This window comes from Nocardioides sp. URHA0020 (assembly GCF_000620705.1).
Lineage (GTDB): Bacteria > Actinomycetota > Actinomycetes > Propionibacteriales > Nocardioidaceae > Nocardioides.
Window position 1 is genome coordinate 798,757 of sequence record NZ_KK211166.1, and the last position, 18,186, is coordinate 816,942.

Sequence of the window (18,186 nt, forward strand, 5' to 3'; positions counted from 1 at the left end):
TCGGCAGCAAGGTGTGGTGGATGAGTAAAAGTCGTGCGCTCAGGTGGTCCGCGCGATGTCCCGCATGGGGTCGAGACCCGCGGCCTCGCCCGCCGCCGCCGCATCGATCCATTGATCAACTTGGGCCTGATCGGTCTGGTCGTATGAGCGGACGACTTCGAGCGCTTGCTGAAGCTGTCGGTCAGAGGGCTTCGCCATGCCTGCCATTGTCCGTCTCCCTGTCCTTCCGTCCGTAGCCGTTGACCTTCGATGTGTTCCTAGGGACTTCTACTCATGAGAACACAGCTTGCTGCCGAACTGGCCCGACCCTGAGCTTCGCCGCAAAATGTGGCTCTACGCACAAGCCAACCGACCTTGAAGTCGATCGAAAAGAGGTCCACACGGCAGCGCACACACGTCCGGCTGTCGGTGTTTCTCGGCACAGTGAGCGCCATGAACGACGACAACGACCCATCGGGGTCCGCTCGACCGCACAGCCACGACCCGACACCGCCGGCGCCTCCCGGGCCGTGGCGTTGGCAGAAGGTCATCCCCGACAGCCCGCCTGGGTTCGACCCGAACACAGCACCCATGGGGACCGCGCTGGTCGCAGCCGACGGCACATGGGTCATCTCCTCCGAGACCGGCTACGGCACCCCCGAAATCGACCCGGCCGCCAGGGAGCTCATCGCGAAAGCGCACATCCTGGAACGGTTGCCTGGACTGATCGAGTCCTGGGAGCAGTTCCGTGACGCGTCCACCCCAGTGCACCAAGCGGACTGCCTGCTCACGTTCGCGAACGACATGACCCACCTCATCTGGGACTTCACCGGCCAGCTCGACAATCCCGATCCGACCCAGGCATAGGGAAGACCCCTCGGGGTAAGTGCGTGTTCGTGCCCTACCCGTCCAGGCCGACGAAGGACCCGTTGCCGCAGTTCGCGGGAACGGCGAGCTCTCGCCCGACTCCGCAGCAACGTGCCGAGCTCATAGCGTTCGTGACGGCCGGCTACCTGGACGGGCTGTCGTTGCGGGAACTCGCCGAGCTCACCGACCGGACGCAGACAGCTGTGCGCCGAGCCCTCGACCAAGCCGGTGTGCGACGTCGGGAAGCGGGCGCACCCGTGGCCACTGAGAACCCGGAAACGCATTCGTACCCGTATCCGACCTGAACGTCGATGCCGATGCCGGAGCCGTCGCCGCGAGACTCGTTGACCATCGAACGCAGCCTCGTGCACCTGACCGACGCCGGCACCGCCATCCGCTGGCTACCTCGTGCGACTGACCGAGCGGCACTCGAGCGAGATCTGGGGCCGCGGCCTGTGTCGGTGCCCGGTGCGACTATCGAACACCAGAACGCCTGGCCGCCAGCCGCACTACGGAAGATGAAACCGATGAGCCAACTGTGGACCGACCTCGAGCAGATGTGCGGACTCATCAAGCACGCTCCCGAACACGTCGAACTCTCCCAGGTCCGGGCGCTGCTGCGCCGCTGTCAGCACTTCGTCGACACGGTGACAGACACGCTCGCCGAAGCCACCGTGACACTCCCCGGCGAACGAGTCACCAAGCTCATCGACGAATCCGTGTCCGGCGACTAACGGTCCCGAAAGGGCCGTTCCGGGGTCGCCACCGCCGCACAAACGCCACACCTCGAGCCAACAACTTCCCGAGCCGCGGTCAGGTACGGGACTGGAACTGCCGGTGAACGTTCCAGATCTCGGCCGCAACATCGACGTACCCCTCGACCGGGCCCGCGGTCTCCGGGACGAACCACGCAACGAACATCTCGTGCGTCAACGCCGCCCCCTCAGCCGGCCCGCTCACACCCGGCAGACCGATGACGATGGTCTCCGCCTCGGCGTCGTACTCGTCCGTGTTGAACCGAAGTTGATACCGACCGGGTCCGCCCGGAATAGAACAGCGGACACCGCCTCGACCAGGTCGCGTTGCGTTGCTGTGTGCTCGCGACGCCACTCCTTCGCAGCGAGAACCTCGGCTTCCTTGCGTGCCCAGTCCGCGTCGCGCATCGGCTGCCGGCCCCGGGCGGTGAACCACTTCTCAGCGAGATCATGCCCGTCCAGAGGAGCTCTCGACGCCTCGACAGAACACAGAAACTCCAACCTCCTGAGCACCGCCTCCGCAACCGCGACGCCACATCCCGGTCTCGCCAACTTCAGCCGTCGCCGGCAGGACGCCCACACGGTCCCCGGAGCGGTGTGGACATCGCGGCCCGCGGGTACGCGGAAGGCAACGACGAGGAGGAGAGATGGCGCGAGCAATTTGGACCGGGTCGGTGTCGTTCGGACTGGTCAACGTGCCTGTGGGCCTGTTCTCGGCGACCCGCGACCACAACGTCCACTTCCACCAGTTCGAGAAGGGGACGGCCTCGCGTATCCGCAACGAGCGGGTCAATGAGGACACCGGTGACGAGGTCTCCTACGACGACATCGTCAAGGGCGCCGACATCGGCGACGGCGAGTACGTGATGCTCACCCAGGAAGAGCTCGAGTCGATCGAACCCGGCCGCAGCCGCAGCATCGACATCTCCGACTTCGTCGAAGCCTCCGAGATCGACCCCATCTACTACCAGAAGTCGTACTACCTCGCTCCGTCGGACGACTCGGCGAAGAAGCCGTACGCGCTGTTGGTGAAGGCGATGGCGAAGGCGGACCGCATCGGGGTCGCGACGTTCGTGATGCGGGGCAAGCAGTACCTGGCCGCCATCCGGCCCAGCAGCGACGAGAAGGTCCTTGTCCTGGAGACGATGCACTTCGCCGACGAGGTCCGTGACCCCGCCAAGGAGCTCGACGGACTGCCGCAGCGCACGAAGGTCGAGAAGAAGGACCTCGACATGGCGGTCAACCTGGTCACGGCCCTGACGACCAAGTGGAACCCGAAGAACTACCAGGACACCTACACCGAACGCGTCGAGAAGCTGATCGATGCGAAGAAGAAGGACCGCGTGGTCGTCACCGCGGAACGTGACGAGGAGGCCTCTGGCAAGGTCGTCGACCTGCTCGCAGCCCTGCAGGCCTCCGTCGACGCGTCGAAGGGCCACAAGCCAGGCAACACCCGGAACCTCGCGAAGCTCGAGACCCGAAAGCCCGACCAGGACTCCGGTACCAAGACCCGGCCCGCGAAGAAGACGAGCAAGAAGAGGGCCACGAAGAAGACAGCGACGAAGAACACCGATGCCAAGAAGGCCCCGGCAAAGAAGACGGCGGCGAAGAAGACGGCGGCGAAGAAGGCGGCGGCCAAGAAGACGGCGGCCAAGAAGAGGGCGGCCAAGAAGTCGACGACGAGTCGGCGGAGCAGCAGCTCTACCCGCAAGGCGTCCTGATGACCGAGTCGCTCTACGGGGTCACCCTGGTGGGGCGACCTCGTCTGGGGTCAGGTCCGGACGTGCGCGTACGAACTTCGTGATGTGCCGCCACTTTCCTTGCTCGACCGCCGAGTCAGCGGCTATCTCGACCACACCGGTCGGCTCGACCAACGTCACGTCCTTAGGGGTGCGGCCCCAGCGCCCGGGGCGACCGGGCACGAACTCGTCGGCCCACGGATGTCCACCGTCCACCGCCGACAGAAGCGGGCGGACGTCGTCAGCCTGGCGCCGTGACAGCGGACCGGTCGTCCCGGCGAGGACGAGGTCGCCGACCTGGTCGACGTATCCGACGACGAGCCGGTCCGGTGCGGCCAGGGTGCCGGTGACGGCACCGACGACCACCTCGAAGGTGTCGCGGAACCGTAGTTTGGCCCAGCCGCGCCGCCCCGGCTCGTACACGCCGTTGATGTTCTTGATGACGAGCCCCTCGATACCGACACGAGCCTGCTCGTACTGCTCCATCCACGCACGCGCCTGGTCCGCGTCGGTCGTGTACGGGGTCACCTGAAACTGCGGCCCCGCGCCGCGAAGGACGTCCTCCAGAGCCGCACGGCGGGTCCCGAGTGGCTCTGAGCGCAGGTCAGCGTCCGGACTGGTGAGCAGGTCGAAAGCCATGAAGTTCGCCGGATGCGACCTGGCTAACCCGGCGGCGTTCTTCCCCGCAGCGAGCCGGCGCTGCAGCGCCCCGAAGTCGAGGCGGCCCTCGCCCCAGATGAGGAGCTCCCCGTCGATGACGCACCCGGCCGGAAGCAGTTCCGCGGCCGCCTCGGCGACCTCGGGAAACGCGCGGCTGATGTCGTGCCCACGCCGGGACCACACCTGCGCGACCACCCCGCCCCCTCGATCGCCCCCTCGCCCGTCGACCCGGCCGCCGTCACCGCCGACACCTGTCGCGGTCGTGGAGACCATCGCGCGGTAGCCGTCCCACTTCGGCTCGAACCACGCACCACGGAGCGCCCTTCCGGCCGGAAAGACCTCGGCCGGCGCCGCGAGCATCGGCTCGACCGGCAGTGCTACCACGTGCGGCACGCGTCGCCGCACCTCACGGGGCGGTCAGCAATGTCAGCACGACTGACCGGGCCAGGCACACCCCTGCCAAACGACAACGTCACTGGTCCCGCACCTGCGGCCCACGCCGCCGAGCCCGGCGCAGCACCACACCCATCGTGCGGCCCAGATGGTCCAGGTCCAGGTCGGCGGTGGCACTCGGAGCGTCAGCCGGGGATGTTGCGCGGGTCGTGGCCATACGAGTTCCGTTCGCCGATGGTCCCGTCGAGGTTTCGGATGATGTGCTCAACCTTCGCCGCACGTGCAAGGTCGCGGCCCGCGTCCACCGCATCTGCCTTCTTCTCGAACCTGTCCGGGTACGTCTCGCCGGCCTCGGCCCGGTTGTGCCAGGCGCCGTCGACGTGGAACGTCTCGATGTCTCCTGCGGGCATGTCGTCCTCCTCGTGTCCTGGGTCGCGATGTGTCAGAACCCATACCCCGTCCGGACCGTGGTAACGCCACCGACCCACTGGACGTCAGTTTCGTCGTTCGCGCTCCTCGAGCTCGCGGTGTCGACTCTGACCGACGGGGTCGGCGGCGTCCGTGTTCAGGGCCGGTTGCAACTCCTGCACGCCGCGCAGCGGCCGCACCGCCCGTCCGAGGTCACGCAGAAGTTCGGCAGGTCTGCACCGGACGCTAGTGAGGGCAGCCGACAGCCGCCGCGCGGGGGGACTGCCGGCCGAAAAGCGGAGAGCACGATGCGGCGCATGGACGAACCGACAACGCCTGGCGCCTCCGCCGACGTCGGAGACCAGGACGACGCGACGGCCGTCGAGCTCACCGACACCGAAACTGCCGTGCTCGAACTCGAGAAGTCCTGGTGGAAGCATCCAGCGCGGAAGGAGGCCGTCGTGTACGACAAGTTCGGCTGGTCAATGACCCGCTACTACCAGGTTCTGACCGCGCTCATGGACAACCCGGCGGCGCTTGCGGCGGACCCCGTCACCGTGAACCGGCTCCGACGACTGCGTCAGGAACGGCAGCGCGCACGCTACGGCCGATAGGCGGCCCAGGTCGTCAGGGTTGTTATACCTCGCCGGAAGTATAACGACGTATACCGCTGAGTCCTGGGTCTGCGGACGGCCGCCCGAACCCAGGATCCCGACACCGGTGTCGACGGGTCACCGCCAAGCGTCCGGTCCGCGGCCGCGTGGCTCCGAGGTTCCCTGAAGAGCACGCTCGCTGATCCCGGGGAGGGTACGCGGACCCGACCCGGCGAAGTTGCGAGACACGATCCAGAGCCGGCGGGTGCCGACATCCACGATCGTCAGCTGGACTCACGACAGTCGCTCAGATGTCGTACTGGAATCTGACCTCAAACCGACAAGGTTGGGTGCGTTGTCACCCCTCACTGACAGCGGGGCGTTTGTTCCATCCGTAGAACGGCGCCCGGTCGCCGGCCTCCCAACGCTCCCGAAGGCCGGGTGTGCTGAGGTCCCAGTCCGGCCGGATCTCGCGTGTGACCTCACGCAGGTCGTGCCAGAGGTCGGTCGCTGAGGGGCGTCCCCAAAACCAGTAACCGTTGTAGACGGAGTGGATGACGAGCCCGGGCTTGAGTACCAAGGTGTGCGGGACCATCGGGTCGTCGGCAGGGTCCGTGTACTCCTCGATGTCCAGGTCCTTCTCCACGGTCCGGCCCGGGTGGGAAAGGAAAGGCCACTGCGCTCCGAGGCGTCACAGAACTCCTGGGCGCCTCGCGGCTTGTCCGGGGTGATCGTGGCGGCCCGAACGTTGACCACCACGATCTTCGGCTGGAACGCGGCAAGATCGAGGTACTGCTCCGTGGGACTCAGCGATCTGCCCTAGCCTCGGTCCATGGGAGCGCGCAGGTCTGAGGGGTGGTCGGGCGAGCGCGACGGTCTCATTGGCCGCAACCTAGCCGTGTCGTCCTTGCAGGACATGCTGGACCAGGGTGGACGCGCTGCTGTGGTCGACGGCATCCCGGGAGCGGGTAAGACCTCCCTCCTGAGCGTTGTCGCACGGAACGCGCGCGCAGATGGATGGCAGGTGCTGTCGCTGACCTGTCACACCAGCGACGAGCACTTGGCATTTGGTGCTCTGATGGAACTGTTGAGCTCTGCGCCCGGCGCCGAGGCGGCCCTAGAGCGGGTGATCAGAGGGGTCGACGATCAGCCGCCTTCGGACCCGCTGCGCCTGCGACTCGAAGTTCTGGACTGGGTCGAGAGCCTCAGCGAACAGGGCCCTGTGCTGTTGCTCGTTGACGACGCTCATTGGTGCGACCCCAGCTCTCTGTCCGTCCTGAGCTTCGTCGCCCGTCGGCTGGCTGGCTCCCGCGTCAGCCTGCTGGCGTCCACCCGAGTCGACGTTGCGCCAGCCTCGCTCGCAGGCTTACCGCGGGTCTCTCTTTCCCCATTGGGTGACCACCAGGCCAAGCTGTTGCTGCGCCAGGCCGGACTGGAACTGGGTGCAGTACTGCTGCCCTCGGTACTGGAACGTGCGGAGGGAAACCCCCTAGCGCTTCTGGAACTCGCGCGGTCGGCGACGGTCGGGTCTGATACGAGGCGCGTTCCCTCCAGTGTGGAGGCAGCGTTCATCCAGGAGGTGTCTGCGCTGCGGTCGGGGACTCGCCGGGTGTTGCTGCTCGCGGCGGCTTGCAACGGTGACCTGGCCGCTATGGGACGGGTAGTCGAACCCGCGGAGCTCGTAAACGACCTGGCACCCGCGGAGGAGACGCGCTTCGTCGCCGTTGCCGGCGGCTCCGTCCGGTTCCGTCACCCCTTGGCCCGCTCTGCCGCGTACTCGGCATCCACGACCGCTGAACGGACGCAGGCGCACGCGCTGTTGGCCAGGGCGTACGTCGAGGACCCCGCCCGGCAGATCTGGCACCGTGCCGAGGCAGCCGTTGTGCCGGACGAGGAGGTCGCGTCGGCGCTCGCACAGATGGCGGCGCAAGCGCACCACCGCAGCGCCATCCTGGAGGCAGCGCGTCTGCTGACCCGCGCCGCCGAGCTGAGCCCAGCACGCGCGGACAGTGAAGAGCGGATGCTGCAGGCGGCCGTCATGAACGTAGGCGCCGGAAACTTCGACTGGACTGTGCAGGCCTGTGCGCAGTTGCGCGACCGGAGCGACAACCCGGTCGTGCAGCTAGGGGCGAGCCACCTGATGGCGTACGCCCTGGCCCAGACCGGCAACCAGAGTTTGGCTCGAGTTGCCCTGGTCGACGTGCTGGAGCAGCTAGTCGACGTGGACCCAGCTCTGGGGTGGGCGTCGCTGACGACCCTGGCGGTGCTGGTGTACCGCGGAGGCGGCGATGTTCAGGTGGTCGCCGACTGGCTCGAACGGTACGAAGGCGCCCACGTGGAGCCGTCACCGCACACGGACATGATCCCGGCCGCCCGAGCGTGGGTCCGAGTCCAGATCTCACCTCTGGAGCGACCCTCCGACGTGCTCGAACTGATCCGTGAAGCTCCGGTGCCCGACTCCCCGCACGCCTTTGCGGCGAGCCACGAGATGCTCCTCGGAGCCGCGGCATGGCTCCTGGACGAGCCGGAGATCGCGTTAACCAGGTTGCAACGTTCCGTTGAGTTCATGCGGCGGGCAGATGCACCCGGGGCGATGACGCAGACGCTGCTCGCCCTGGCCCTCGTTCAGTTCGCCGTCAGCGACTACGACGCCGCTGACGACACCGGGCGCCTAGTCCTCGACATCGCTGAGGCCCGCGGCGACGCATACGCATCGAACGACGCACGCGAAGTACGAGGGCGTGTGGCGGGCATCCGAGGCGACGTAGCCACGGCCCGAGCCTTGTGCGACCAGGTGCTGCTGAATCTAAGGCCAGGAGACTCACTCTCGCTCGAAGCGAACGTGCGCGTCACCATGTCGTGGGTGAGGCTCGCGGAGGATGACGCGGCCGGTGCTTGGGACCAGATGCGTTGGCTCTTCCGTGAAGACGGCGAGCCACGGCACACCCATGTCTCGTACCGCGAGCTCGGTCACTACGTAGCGTCCGCGGTCCGCGCCGGCGCCGGCGCCGATGTCGGCCCAGCGCTTGCGTTGGCTACTGAACGGTTGGCCGAGAGCGGGAAGCGTCATCAACTTGAGCTGGCGCGAGCTCGCGCACTGATGGCGGGTGAGGATGCTGAGCCTTTGCACCGTCAGGCCGCGACCGACCCGGAGGCGGCACGGTGGCCCTTCCAGCTGGCCAACGCGCAGCTGGAGTACGGCGGATGGCTGCGTCGTCGGCACCGGCAGGGTGAGGCCCGGGCCCAACTTCAGTCCGCGCTCGAGGTCTTCGAGCGGCTCGGCACCCAGGTCTGCGCCGAGACGGCTCGATCTGAGCTTCGCGCGGCCGGGGTGGCCACGACTGAGCCTGCGGCGTCCGCGTGGGCTCAACTGACCGGGCAGGAGCGTCAGGTGGTTCGTCTTGCAGCCAACGGGTTGACGAACCCGGAGATCGCGGCCGCCATGTACCTGTCTCCGCGGACCGTGTCGTCGCACCTGTACAAGGCGTTTCCCAAGCTTGGGGTGACGTCGCGGGCTCAGTTGCGCGACGTTGTGACGGAGCGTTGACGTAGGTCGTATCAGTCAGTCGTCCGATACCGGGAACGCTCCCAACTTCGTAGCGTTCCCGGTATGGACTTGCAGCGGACGACGGGGCTGTCAGCGGGTGGCGGCCTGCCGGATCAGGTTGGTGACCACCTTCGGGTGGCTCATCATCGCGACGTGCGAGCTGTTGATGACGACGGTCTTCGCGCCCGCCCTCTTGGCCATCGCACGCTCGGCCTGCGGCGGGATGATCCGGTCCTGCTTCGCGACCAGGAACCAGCTCTTGATGGTCTTCCACGCCGCCGGACCGGACGGCAACCCGAGCGCGGCCAGGGCACCGGGACGCTGAGAAACGGCCATCGGGGCCGTGACGGAGCGCTTCAGGTCCTGGGCGAACAGCTGGTGGAACCACTTGGGGTCGATGAACGCGTCGGCGTCACCTTCGGCCGCTCCGGGGAAGGGGCGGATGACGAGGTGCTTGGTGACGTCGGTGTGCCCACCGCCCAGCTCGTTGGCGGCAGCGACGCTCTCACCCTCCTCGGGTGCGTACGCGGCGACGTAGACGAGCGCCTTCACGTTCGGGTTGCCGGCGGCAGCGTTGGTGATGACGGCGCCGCCGTAGGAGTGCCCGACGAGAACGATGTTGCCGGGGATCGTGGACAGGAACTGGCGCAGGTACTCACCGTCCGAGACCGGGCCGCGCAGCGGGTTGGAGAACGCCAGCACCGGGAAGCCCTGCTTCGTGAGCCGGGCGATGACGTCGTTCCAGCCGCTGGAGTCGGCGAAGGCGCCGTGCACGAGCACGATCGTGGGCTTCGCGGCAAGCTTGTCGACCGTCTTGCTCTTCACGACGGTCGTGGTCTTCGGCGCCGAACGCTCCGGGGCAGCCTGAGCTGTGGAACCGGCGCCAGTGGCGATGAGGACGCCGGCGAGCACCGCCGCCGAGGCGGTCGCCGTGAGCGCCGCGAGGCGAGATCGAGAGTTGCGCATGAGTTGCTCCTCTGGCTGTGGGTTGGTCCTTCGATGCTCAGCCACTCCCAGTGGTCAACGAACCACGCGCCGCACGTAGTCCACCTCGTAGTCACGCGCGAGCCATGACGTCGACGGCTGCGCTACTGGGCCGCGACGAGGAACTGCGCCAGATAGGTGTGGTCCTCGGCGACGCCCGCAACGGACGCGGCGGGTCGGTATCCATCGTCGGCGACCCCGGTATCGGGAAAACGTCCCTGTTGGCTGCCGCTACCGCTGGACTAGCCGGTGCGCAGGTCATCAGTGTCGACGGCTACGAGACCGAGTCGACCATGCCGTTCGCGGCCATCCAACGCCTCGTGTTGCCGTTGCAACCGCAACTTTCGGAGCTGCCTGAGCGGTTCCAGCGAGCTCTGCGCATTGCATCTGGAACCGAGGCCGGCTCCCCTCCGGACCGGTTCCTGGTCGGCCTGAGCGTCCTTGGTCTGCTCGGCGTGGTCGGTCGGTCCATGCCGGTGGTGGCGGTCATCGACGACGCGCACCTGCTCGACCGTGAGTCTCTAGACGCTTTGGCATTCGTCGGACGTCGGCTCGAGGCGGAGTCCGCTGCGCTGCTCTTTGCCGGACGCGAGATCCCCGAGTACACGGCCCAGATGGCCGGTGTCCGCGAGCTACGTCTCAACGGACTGGCTCCCGACGCTGCGGTCCGGTTGCTGAGCCAGTCCCTGTCCGAGGACATCGACCCGGCTGTCGCCGTACAGATCGTGACCGCAACCGGGGGGAACCCCCTGGCACTGGTCGACCTGGCCCATGACCTCACGGTCACCCAGCTGACTGAGTCCAGCTTCGGTGACGAACCGGTGCCGGTGGGGCGGCACCTGGAGTCGTTCTACCTTCGTCAGGTCCAGTTCCTCGGAGACGACACACGGCTCTGGCTGCTGGTGGCTGCCGCGGACTCCACCGGCGACCTCGACCTCATCGCCTCGGCCGCCCGCGAACTCGCTATCCCAGCCACAGCTGGTGAGAGCGCCGAAGCTGCGGGTCTGGTTGAGCTGAGCCGTACCCTGCGGTTCCGGCACCCGTTGGTCCGCTCCGCCGCCTACAACGCCGCTCCGGGCAAGGACCGTCGCCGAGTGCACCGTGCCCTCGCGGCGATCGCCGAGAAGACCGGGCTTCTAGAGCTCGAGGCCTGGCACGAAGCGAAAGCCACCCTGGGAACCGACGAGGACGTTGCGCAGCGCCTCGAGGACGTTGCGGACCTCGCCGCCGAACGAGGAGGGTTCGCGTCACGGGCGCGGGTGCTCATCCAAGCCTCCGCGCTGACCCCTCCGGGGTCGCGCAAGTACGCCCGTCTAGTCAGCGCTGCCGAGGCCGCGCTCGCATCAGGAACAGCGCAACTCGCAAAGAACCTGTTCGACGAGATCGACGAGGACGCCTTGGACCCGGTCTCCCATGGGCGGCTCCTCATGCTCGGCGCCGAGCACTCCCTGTTCACCGCCGCGCCTACGGTGACACGCGCAAGCGCTGACCTACTCACCGCCGCCGCCCTCTTCCACGGGGAGGACGACCACCTAGAACAACTGGCACTCATCAAGGCCTGGGAGTGCGCACTACCTTCGGAGCGCCTCACGATCGGGGTTGACTGGACCGACCTTGGCCAACGACTTCGCGCGGGCGCCGACATCCACGAGGGGCACGCCGCGACCATCCTGCGCGCCATCAGCGCACTCATCCTGCTGCCGTACGCGGACGCGGTGCCAGCCATGCGGGAGGCGCTGGTCGCTTACGACTCGATGAACGCCGAGGAGATCTTGACCTACGGGCACAGCAGCGTCGCCCTCGCCACGGCGTTGTGGGACCTCGAGGCGCGAAGCCGTTGCCTGGAGCGGTGCGCTGCCGCGGCCCGCGACGCCGGCTCGTTGCAACAGCTCGACAACGCTCTGTGGGTGTTGTCGCTGAGCGAGGCGATGGGCGGGACCCCGAGAAGAGCGGTCCGCTACATGGAGCAGGTCCGTGAGTTGCGCCGAGCCATCGGCTACGACGCCGAGCATGTCATCAACGTGGCGGTGCTGGCCTGGTCGTCAGCGACTCGCGATCAGGTCGTCGGCCTGACCGAGATGATCCACGCCATGGGGTTCGGCGGTGTGCACGCCAGCGCTATGTCGGCGCTGGCAACAGTGGACCTCGCGGAAGGGCGGTACCAGGATGCCTACGACAAGCTCAAGCCGCTGGTCGATGACCCCTTCTTCCACGTCACGCAGCTGATGTGGCCGGACTTCGCGGAGGCCGCCGCGCGCTGCGGTCATCGCGAAGAGGCCGACAGCTTCGCCGATCAGCTCGAAGCGCGTGCGCAGGCGTGCGGGTCGGCGTGGGCGCAGGGCGTGGCGGCGCGCACCCGCGCGGTCGTGGCGGCTGATGCTGTGGCAGAGCAGAGCTTCCAGGCAGCACTCGCTTTGCTGGAGGGAACGACGTCGGGTGTCGACCTGGGCCGGACCCACCTGACGTACGGCGAGTGGCTTCGCCGCCAGAGGAGGCGTGGCGAAGCCCGGGTCCAGCTGTACGCGGCCGCCGAGGTCTTCGCAAGCATCGGCGCCGAGCCGTTCCTCCACCGGACGAACCGCGAGCTCGAAGCCGCGGGCGAGACCGTTCGGGCAGGTGACGGCCAACATCTGCCTGTCCTCACACCGCAGGAGCAGACGGTCGCTGAGCTAGCGGCAGCAGGAAGGACGAACGCGGAGATCGGCGCGACCATGTTCCTCAGCGCCAACACCGTCGACTACCACCTCCGCAAGGTCTTCCAGAAGCTCGCCATCTCCTCGCGACGGCAGCTCGCCGATCGACTCGACCGCGCGTAGGCGGGTCCGAGCCAGTCACGACTACGTACGACACGTGGTCCGCGACTCCAAGGGCGGCACCAACCTGGGTGGACCACAACCAAGGAGGCACCCATGCCGCACGTGACCGCCGACGACGGCGCGCAGATCTTCTACAAGGACTGGGGAACCGACGGCCCCGTCGTCATCCTCAGCCACGGCTGGCCGCTCAACTCCGACGCCTGGGAGGCCACCGCACTCGTGCTCGCCGAGCACGGCTACCGGGCCCTCGCCCACGACCGGCGCGGGCACGGCCGGTCCAGCCAGACCTGGCACGGCAACGAGATGGACACCTACGCCGACGACCTCGCGTGCCTCATCCAGGGACTGGGCCTGAGCGACGTCACCCTCGTCGGCCACTCCACCGGGGGCGGCGAGATCGTTCACTACATCGGGCGTCACGGCACCGACAAGGTAGCCAAGCTCGTGCTCGTGGGCGCCGTGCCGCCGCTGATGCTGCAGACCGACGACAACCCCGAAGGCCTGCCCATCGACGTCTTCGACGGCATCCGGGCCGGCGAGCGGGCCAACCGCTCCCAGCTCTACCGCGACCTCGCCGACGGGCCGTTCTTCGGCCACAACCGCAACGGGGCCGTCGCCCAGGGGTCCCGCGACGCGTTCTGGTTGCAGTCCATGGCGTGCGGACACCGCGGCGCCTACGAGTGCATCGCCGCGTTCTCGGCCACCGATTTCCGCCCGGACCTGGCCAAGATCGACGTCCCCACGCTGGTCATCCACGGCGACGACGACCAGATCGTGCCGTTCGAGGTCGGCGGCAAGCGCTCCGCCGAGCTCATCGACGGTGCCGTCCTGAAGGTCTACGAGGGCGGCGCCCACGCCCTGCCCGACACCGACCGGGACCGGCTGCACGCCGACCTGCTCGAGTTCCTCGGTTCTTGACCACCCACACAACGAGCAGCACAACGAAACGGAGCTAATCCCATGAGTGAGCAGACGACCGACTTCGTACCCGACACCATCGTCCTGGTCCACGGCCTCTGGATGACCCCGCGCAGCTGGGAGGGCTGGGTCGCCCACTTCGAGGCGAAGGGCTACACGGTCCTGACCCCGGCGTACCCCGGCTTCGAGATCGAGGTCGAGGCGCTGCGCGAGAACCCCGACGTCATCGCCAACCAGACGGTGCCCGGAATCATCGACCACATCAGCGAGATCATCAACGGGCTCGACAAGCCGCCCATCATCATGGGCCACTCCTTCGGCGGCACCATCACCCAGCTACTCATGGACCGGGGCCTCGGCTGCTCCGGGGTCGTGGTCGACTCCGCGCCGACCGAGGGAGTCCGGGTCAACCCGGTCTCCCAGGCCAGGTCGCTCTTCCCGGTGCTCAAGAACCCGGCCAACCGGCACCGCGCCGCCGGGTTCACCCCTGAGGAGTTCCACTACGCCTTCACCAACACGCTCAGCAAGGAGGAGTCCGACAAGGTCTACGACCGCTACCACATCGCCGCCCCGGGCTTCTTCGTGTGGGAGTTCGGCCTGTTCGCGAACTTCAAGCCCGGCAAGCAGGACACCTGGGTCAACTACGGCAACGACGACCGCGCACCGCTGCTCTTCATCGCCGGTGGGTCCGACCACATCATGCCGCCGGCGGTGAACAAGTCGAACTACAAGCACTGGAAGAAGAAGTCGAAGGCGATCACCGAGTTCCACGAGTTCCCCGGCCGCTCGCACTGGACGTGCGCGGAGCCGGGCTGGGAGGAGATCGCAGACACGGCGCTCGCCTGGGCCGTCGTTCACGCCACGGCCCACGCCTCCGCGAAGGCGTGACGCCATGACCGTGCGCCTCACCCACATCGGTGGCCCGACCGTGTTGGTCGAGGCGCACGGGTGGCGGATCCTCAGCGACCCGACCTTCGACCCGCCAGGCCGGCGATACTCCTTCGGCTGGGGCACGTCCTCGACGAAGACCGCCGGCCCAGCGGTCGCGGTCGCCGACCTCCCGCCGTTGGACCTGGTTCTCCTCAGCCATGACCACCACGCCGACAACCTCGACGACGCCGGTCGGGCGCTGCTCCCCGGCGCCCGGTCGGTGGTGACTACGCCCTCAGGCGCCCGCCGGTTGACGGCGTCGAACGTGCAGGGCGTCGCCGCATGGGAGACGACTGCGGTGAGCGCTCCCGGGCTGCCCGACCTCACCATCACGGCAACCCCGTGCCGGCACGGGCCGCCACTGAGCCGGCCGATTGCCGGCGAGGTCGTCGGTTTCGCGCTGCAGTGGGTCGACGACCCCGCCGTCGTCTGGATCTCCGGCGACACGGTCCTCTACGACGGAGTCCGCGAGGTCGCGGAGCGGCTTGACGTCGATGTCGCCGTGTTGCACCTCGGGTCAGTGAGGTTCGGGCTCACCGGGCCGCTGCGGTACTCGATGTCGGGACGTGACGCGATCGAACTAGCTGACCTCATCCGACCGCGCATCGCCGTACCGGTCCACTTTGAGGGCTGGAGCCACTTCTCCGAACAGGAGAACGCGCTTCACGACGTCCTCGACCCGGTCTCCGGCGATGTCCCTTCTCACTTTCGGTGGTTGACGAGGGGCGTGCCTCTCGAGGTGTGAGCGAAGAACTACGAGCCGGGTGGCAGTCATCAGGGGTTCGACGGTTGTTGTCCCCAGGCTTGCCTTCCGTCAGCCGGTCAGCCGGTCCGCCAGCTGACGGCGCGAGGAGATGCCGAACTTCTTGAACACCTTCCGCAAGTGGTAGTCGACAGTGTTGGCGCTCACGAACATGACGGCACCGATCTCTGCGTTCGTATGTCCGGCGGCAGCCAGCCGCGCCGCGGTGCTCTCCTGGGCGGTCAACCCTCGCTCGCGGCCCGCATCGGGTGGGCCCGAGTCCTCGCCCGAGGCTCGCAGCTCGCGGCGTGCCCGCTCGGCGAACGCTGGAGCTTCGGCACGGTCGAACGATTCGGCGGCTGTTCGGAGCTGCTCGGTTGCTTCACGCCGCCGTCGTGCGCGCCGCAGCCACTCCCCGTACACGAGGTGAGTGCGAGCGAGCTCCATCTCCATGCCCGCAGAACTCAGGGAAGCAAGCGCCGCCCGATAGCACTCCTCGGCAACCTCAGCGTCCTCCTGGACCATTGCTCGACAGCGCGCGGCAACGCCGAGCGTCCAGTCTGACCCGTTCACCGCAGCGAGGTACTCAAGCCGTTCCACCACCGGGTGCGCCGTCGCGTGCCGGTCGCTGCGCACGGCGGCTTCGACGAAGTCTCCGTACTCAAGAGGCGTCACATGCAGAAACGGTGTGTCGATGAGCGGCTGTAGACGTGCGAAGGCCTTCTCGTAGGCGCCGTCTGCGATGTCGCGGACAGCAAGGGCGTGCATGCCGGCCGCATACACACTCTCCACTCCGCTGCCAGCGGCAGCGGCCGCCACCTGCTCGACGTGCTCCTGAGAGGACCCGGTCCATGCGAGTAGTGCGGCGTTCTGCACGCTGGTTGGGTCGTAGCCGATGGCGCGGCGCAGCTCGCGAATCTGCTCGATGCACTGGGCCGACCGCTGTGGTGTGCCCCCGCGTAGCTCGGCCATGGATGTCGCCCACAGCACCTGGTCAAGCAGGCGCAGCGAGCCCACGTTGCGTGCTGCGGCAGCGGTTCGCTCCAAGCACTGTTGCCGGCTACGTGCATCCCACAGTGCGCTGGTCAACACCACGCTGACGACGCCGTACCGCAACAGGTCCTCGTCGCTGAGTTCGGCGATAGTGCCAACTGCGGCCTGCATGACGGGCACGGCCTGGTCGTACGGAAGCAGGATGTGGGCACTCAGCCCACGCAAGATGGTTGCTGCCACGCCGTCTCGTAGACCAGCGCCTTCTTCCAGTCGCCTGCCGAGCTCAGCGAGGCTCACCCCGGTGGCGGCGCGCTCAGCGGGCAGCGTCAGATAGAAGGCCTGGATCAGTGCGCCCTGAGCCAGGTCCGGCTCGTGACGCATGGCCTCAGCCGCGGTGAGCATGTCCGCCCCGGAGTGCCGCAACGCCGGGTCGGCGGTGAACAGCGCGATGCTGGCTCGCACAGCCACTGCTCTGCCTCGGGCAAGCGGGTCCAGAAGCGCTTCGTCGACCTCATCCAGCATGGACTTGGCGACCTGCGCCGCCCCGGTGGCCAAAGCGGCTTCCGAGGCCGCGACGAGACGAGAAAACTTCAGCGGTAGCTCGGGGGTCAGCGCCGAGGCTTGGGCCAGCACACTGGCCCTGGAGGCGTATCCGCCGCGGCTGCCTGCCATGTCGGCGACTCGCTCGAGTCGGTCGGCCACCTGCGCGTCGGTCCCCAGAGTCGCCTTGGCGGCGTGCCACGCCTCCAGTTCCACGAGGTGGAGGTCGGCGGCCGCAACGGCCAAGGCCCGATGAACCCGACGTCGCGTGGCGCCCGTCGCTGCGTTGTAGGCCGCTGCTTTGACCAGTGGATGTCGAAAGCGTACCGAAGCGTCTAGCTCGACCAGTCCAGCTGCCTCAGCCGCATGAGCCGCGTCGCCAGGCACGCCAAGCTGCCCGGTGGCCGACTCGATCAGCGACAGGTTCCCGGTGGAGTCCGCGGCCGCGGCAAGGACCCAGAGCTGCGTCTCCGACCCCAACTCCCGGACCCGACGCAGGTAGAAGTTCTCCAGGCGGGGCCCGATGGGGAACGGCTCCTCGGCGAACGCCGATCCCGTGAGCTGCCTGGCATCGAGCTCACGGGCCAAGTCAATGAGAGCCAGCGGGTTGCCCCGGGTGGCAAGAGCCGCCCGGACCGCAGACGCAGGATCGATCTCCTCAGGAGACGAGGCCATCAACAGGGCGGCGGCCGGCTCCGAAGCCAGACCGCCGAGACGCAACCTGGGGACACCGGTCAGGTGTTCCTCGATGTAAGCGGTGTCGCGGCTGGCGAGCAACAGGGCCACAGACTCCGCCTGGAGCCTGCGCGCGACGAACGCGAGAGCGTCCAAGGACTCGACATCGAGGTGCAACGCGTCGTCGATGACGCAGAGGATCGAGGTGTCCTCGCTGGCTGCGGCCAGCAGGCCCAAGGCGCCGAGCCCCACCATGAACCGGTCCGGTGCGGTTCCTTCCGTGACCCCGGCGGCGACACGCAACGCCCGTTGTTGGCGTTCTGGCAAGACCGACAGGTACTCGCGGAGCGGGATCATCAGTCGCTGAAGCGCGGCGTACGGCATCGTCGACTCCGCCTCGTAGCCGTCAGCGGATAGCACCTGTAGACCGGTGGCGCGATGCGACGCGGCGTCCAGCAGGGCCGTCTTGCCGATGCCCGGTTCGCCAGACAACAGAAGCGCTCCAGCCCGCCCGTTTCGTGCATGACCGACGAGCGCATCGAGTTGGCGCAACTCCGCATCTCGGCCCAGGAGCTCAGCAACCTCGGCCATGAACCGCGACTCTATGAGGCCAAACACCTGTGGCGCTAGGCACCAACCCCTAGTTC

Annotated in this window: 16 protein-coding genes; 10 read left to right on the forward strand and 6 right to left on the reverse strand. The window is 67.7% G+C overall.

What is annotated here, in order from left to right; translation table 11 throughout:
• Positions 1-39: 39 nt before the first annotated feature.
• Complete coding sequence (locus tag N542_RS27450; protein WP_155992895.1) at positions 40-198, reverse strand: hypothetical protein; 159 nt, start codon at positions 196-198, stop codon at positions 40-42.
• A 234-nt stretch (positions 199-432) separates the two neighbouring features.
• On the opposite strand from N542_RS27450, the gene N542_RS0108380 reads away from it, so the two are divergent.
• From N542_RS0108380 to ku, 4 genes are all read left to right on the forward strand, one after another.
• A complete protein-coding gene (locus tag N542_RS0108380) occupies positions 433-846 on the forward strand; it encodes a hypothetical protein (protein WP_155992896.1) in 414 nt (137 codons plus the stop codon).
• A 29-nt stretch (positions 847-875) separates the two neighbouring features.
• Complete coding sequence (locus N542_RS28425; protein WP_081795096.1) at positions 876-1,151, forward strand: helix-turn-helix domain-containing protein; 276 nt, start codon at positions 876-878, stop codon at positions 1,149-1,151.
• Between the two features lie 6 nt (positions 1,152-1,157).
• Positions 1,158-1,580, forward strand: coding sequence for a hypothetical protein (locus tag N542_RS27455; protein ID WP_155992897.1), 423 nt, complete (start codon positions 1,158-1,160; stop codon positions 1,578-1,580).
• 668 nt (positions 1,581-2,248) lie between these two features.
• On the forward strand, positions 2,249-3,322 hold the full coding sequence (gene ku / locus N542_RS0108395) for a non-homologous end joining protein Ku (protein WP_028643546.1): 1,074 nt from the start codon (positions 2,249-2,251) through the stop codon (positions 3,320-3,322).
• A 21-nt stretch (positions 3,323-3,343) separates the two neighbouring features.
• On the opposite strand, the gene N542_RS0108400 is transcribed toward ku, so the two are convergent.
• Positions 3,344-4,393 (reverse strand): ATP-dependent DNA ligase, encoded by a 1,050-nt coding sequence (locus N542_RS0108400; RefSeq protein WP_155992898.1) that lies wholly within the window; start codon positions 4,391-4,393, stop codon positions 3,344-3,346.
• A gap of 185 nt (positions 4,394-4,578) precedes the next feature.
• Positions 4,579-4,803 carry a DUF2188 domain-containing protein gene (locus tag N542_RS0108405; protein WP_028643548.1) on the reverse strand — a complete coding sequence of 75 codons (225 nt, stop codon included), beginning with the start codon at positions 4,801-4,803 and terminating at the stop codon, positions 4,579-4,581.
• A gap of 315 nt (positions 4,804-5,118) precedes the next feature.
• Here N542_RS0108405 and N542_RS27460 point away from each other — a divergent pair, with 315 nt between their 5' ends.
• Positions 5,119-5,415, forward strand: coding sequence for a DUF3263 domain-containing protein (locus N542_RS27460; protein WP_197025894.1), 297 nt, complete (start codon positions 5,119-5,121; stop codon positions 5,413-5,415).
• Between the two features lie 337 nt (positions 5,416-5,752).
• Here N542_RS27460 and N542_RS23975 read toward each other — a convergent pair whose 3' ends face one another.
• Positions 5,753-6,040, reverse strand: coding sequence for a hypothetical protein (locus N542_RS23975; protein WP_051551508.1), 288 nt, complete (start codon positions 6,038-6,040; stop codon positions 5,753-5,755).
• A gap of 186 nt (positions 6,041-6,226) precedes the next feature.
• Between N542_RS23975 and N542_RS0108420 the strand changes: the two genes are divergently transcribed.
• Positions 6,227-8,941: a helix-turn-helix transcriptional regulator gene (locus tag N542_RS0108420; protein ID WP_081795067.1), complete on the forward strand. Its 2,715-nt coding sequence runs from the start codon at positions 6,227-6,229 to the stop codon at positions 8,939-8,941.
• 90 nt (positions 8,942-9,031) lie between these two features.
• Here N542_RS0108420 and N542_RS0108425 read toward each other — a convergent pair whose 3' ends face one another.
• Positions 9,032-9,907 carry an alpha/beta fold hydrolase gene (locus N542_RS0108425; protein WP_036506725.1) on the reverse strand — a complete coding sequence of 292 codons (876 nt, stop codon included), beginning with the start codon at positions 9,905-9,907 and terminating at the stop codon, positions 9,032-9,034.
• Between the two features lie 104 nt (positions 9,908-10,011).
• Here N542_RS0108425 and N542_RS0108430 point away from each other — a divergent pair, with 104 nt between their 5' ends.
• The 4 genes from N542_RS0108430 (at position 10,012) to N542_RS23980 (ending at position 15,334) form a co-directional block, all read left to right on the forward strand.
• The gene (locus N542_RS0108430; protein ID WP_028643551.1) at positions 10,012-12,741 is read left to right on the forward strand and encodes an AAA family ATPase; all 2,730 of its coding nucleotides are present in this window, start codon (positions 10,012-10,014) and stop codon (positions 12,739-12,741) included.
• Between the two features lie 93 nt (positions 12,742-12,834).
• Positions 12,835-13,659 carry an alpha/beta fold hydrolase gene (locus N542_RS0108435; RefSeq protein ID WP_028643552.1) on the forward strand — a complete coding sequence of 275 codons (825 nt, stop codon included), beginning with the start codon at positions 12,835-12,837 and terminating at the stop codon, positions 13,657-13,659.
• A gap of 42 nt (positions 13,660-13,701) precedes the next feature.
• On the forward strand, positions 13,702-14,547 hold the full coding sequence (locus tag N542_RS0108440) for an alpha/beta hydrolase (protein WP_028643553.1): 846 nt from the start codon (positions 13,702-13,704) through the stop codon (positions 14,545-14,547).
• A gap of 4 nt (positions 14,548-14,551) precedes the next feature.
• Positions 14,552-15,334 carry an MBL fold metallo-hydrolase gene (locus N542_RS23980; protein ID WP_036506728.1) on the forward strand — a complete coding sequence of 261 codons (783 nt, stop codon included), beginning with the start codon at positions 14,552-14,554 and terminating at the stop codon, positions 15,332-15,334.
• 69 nt (positions 15,335-15,403) lie between these two features.
• On the opposite strand, the gene N542_RS0108450 is transcribed toward N542_RS23980, so the two are convergent.
• Complete coding sequence (locus N542_RS0108450) at positions 15,404-18,130, reverse strand: helix-turn-helix transcriptional regulator (RefSeq protein ID WP_028643554.1); 2,727 nt, start codon at positions 18,128-18,130, stop codon at positions 15,404-15,406.
• Positions 18,131-18,186 lie beyond the last annotated feature (56 nt).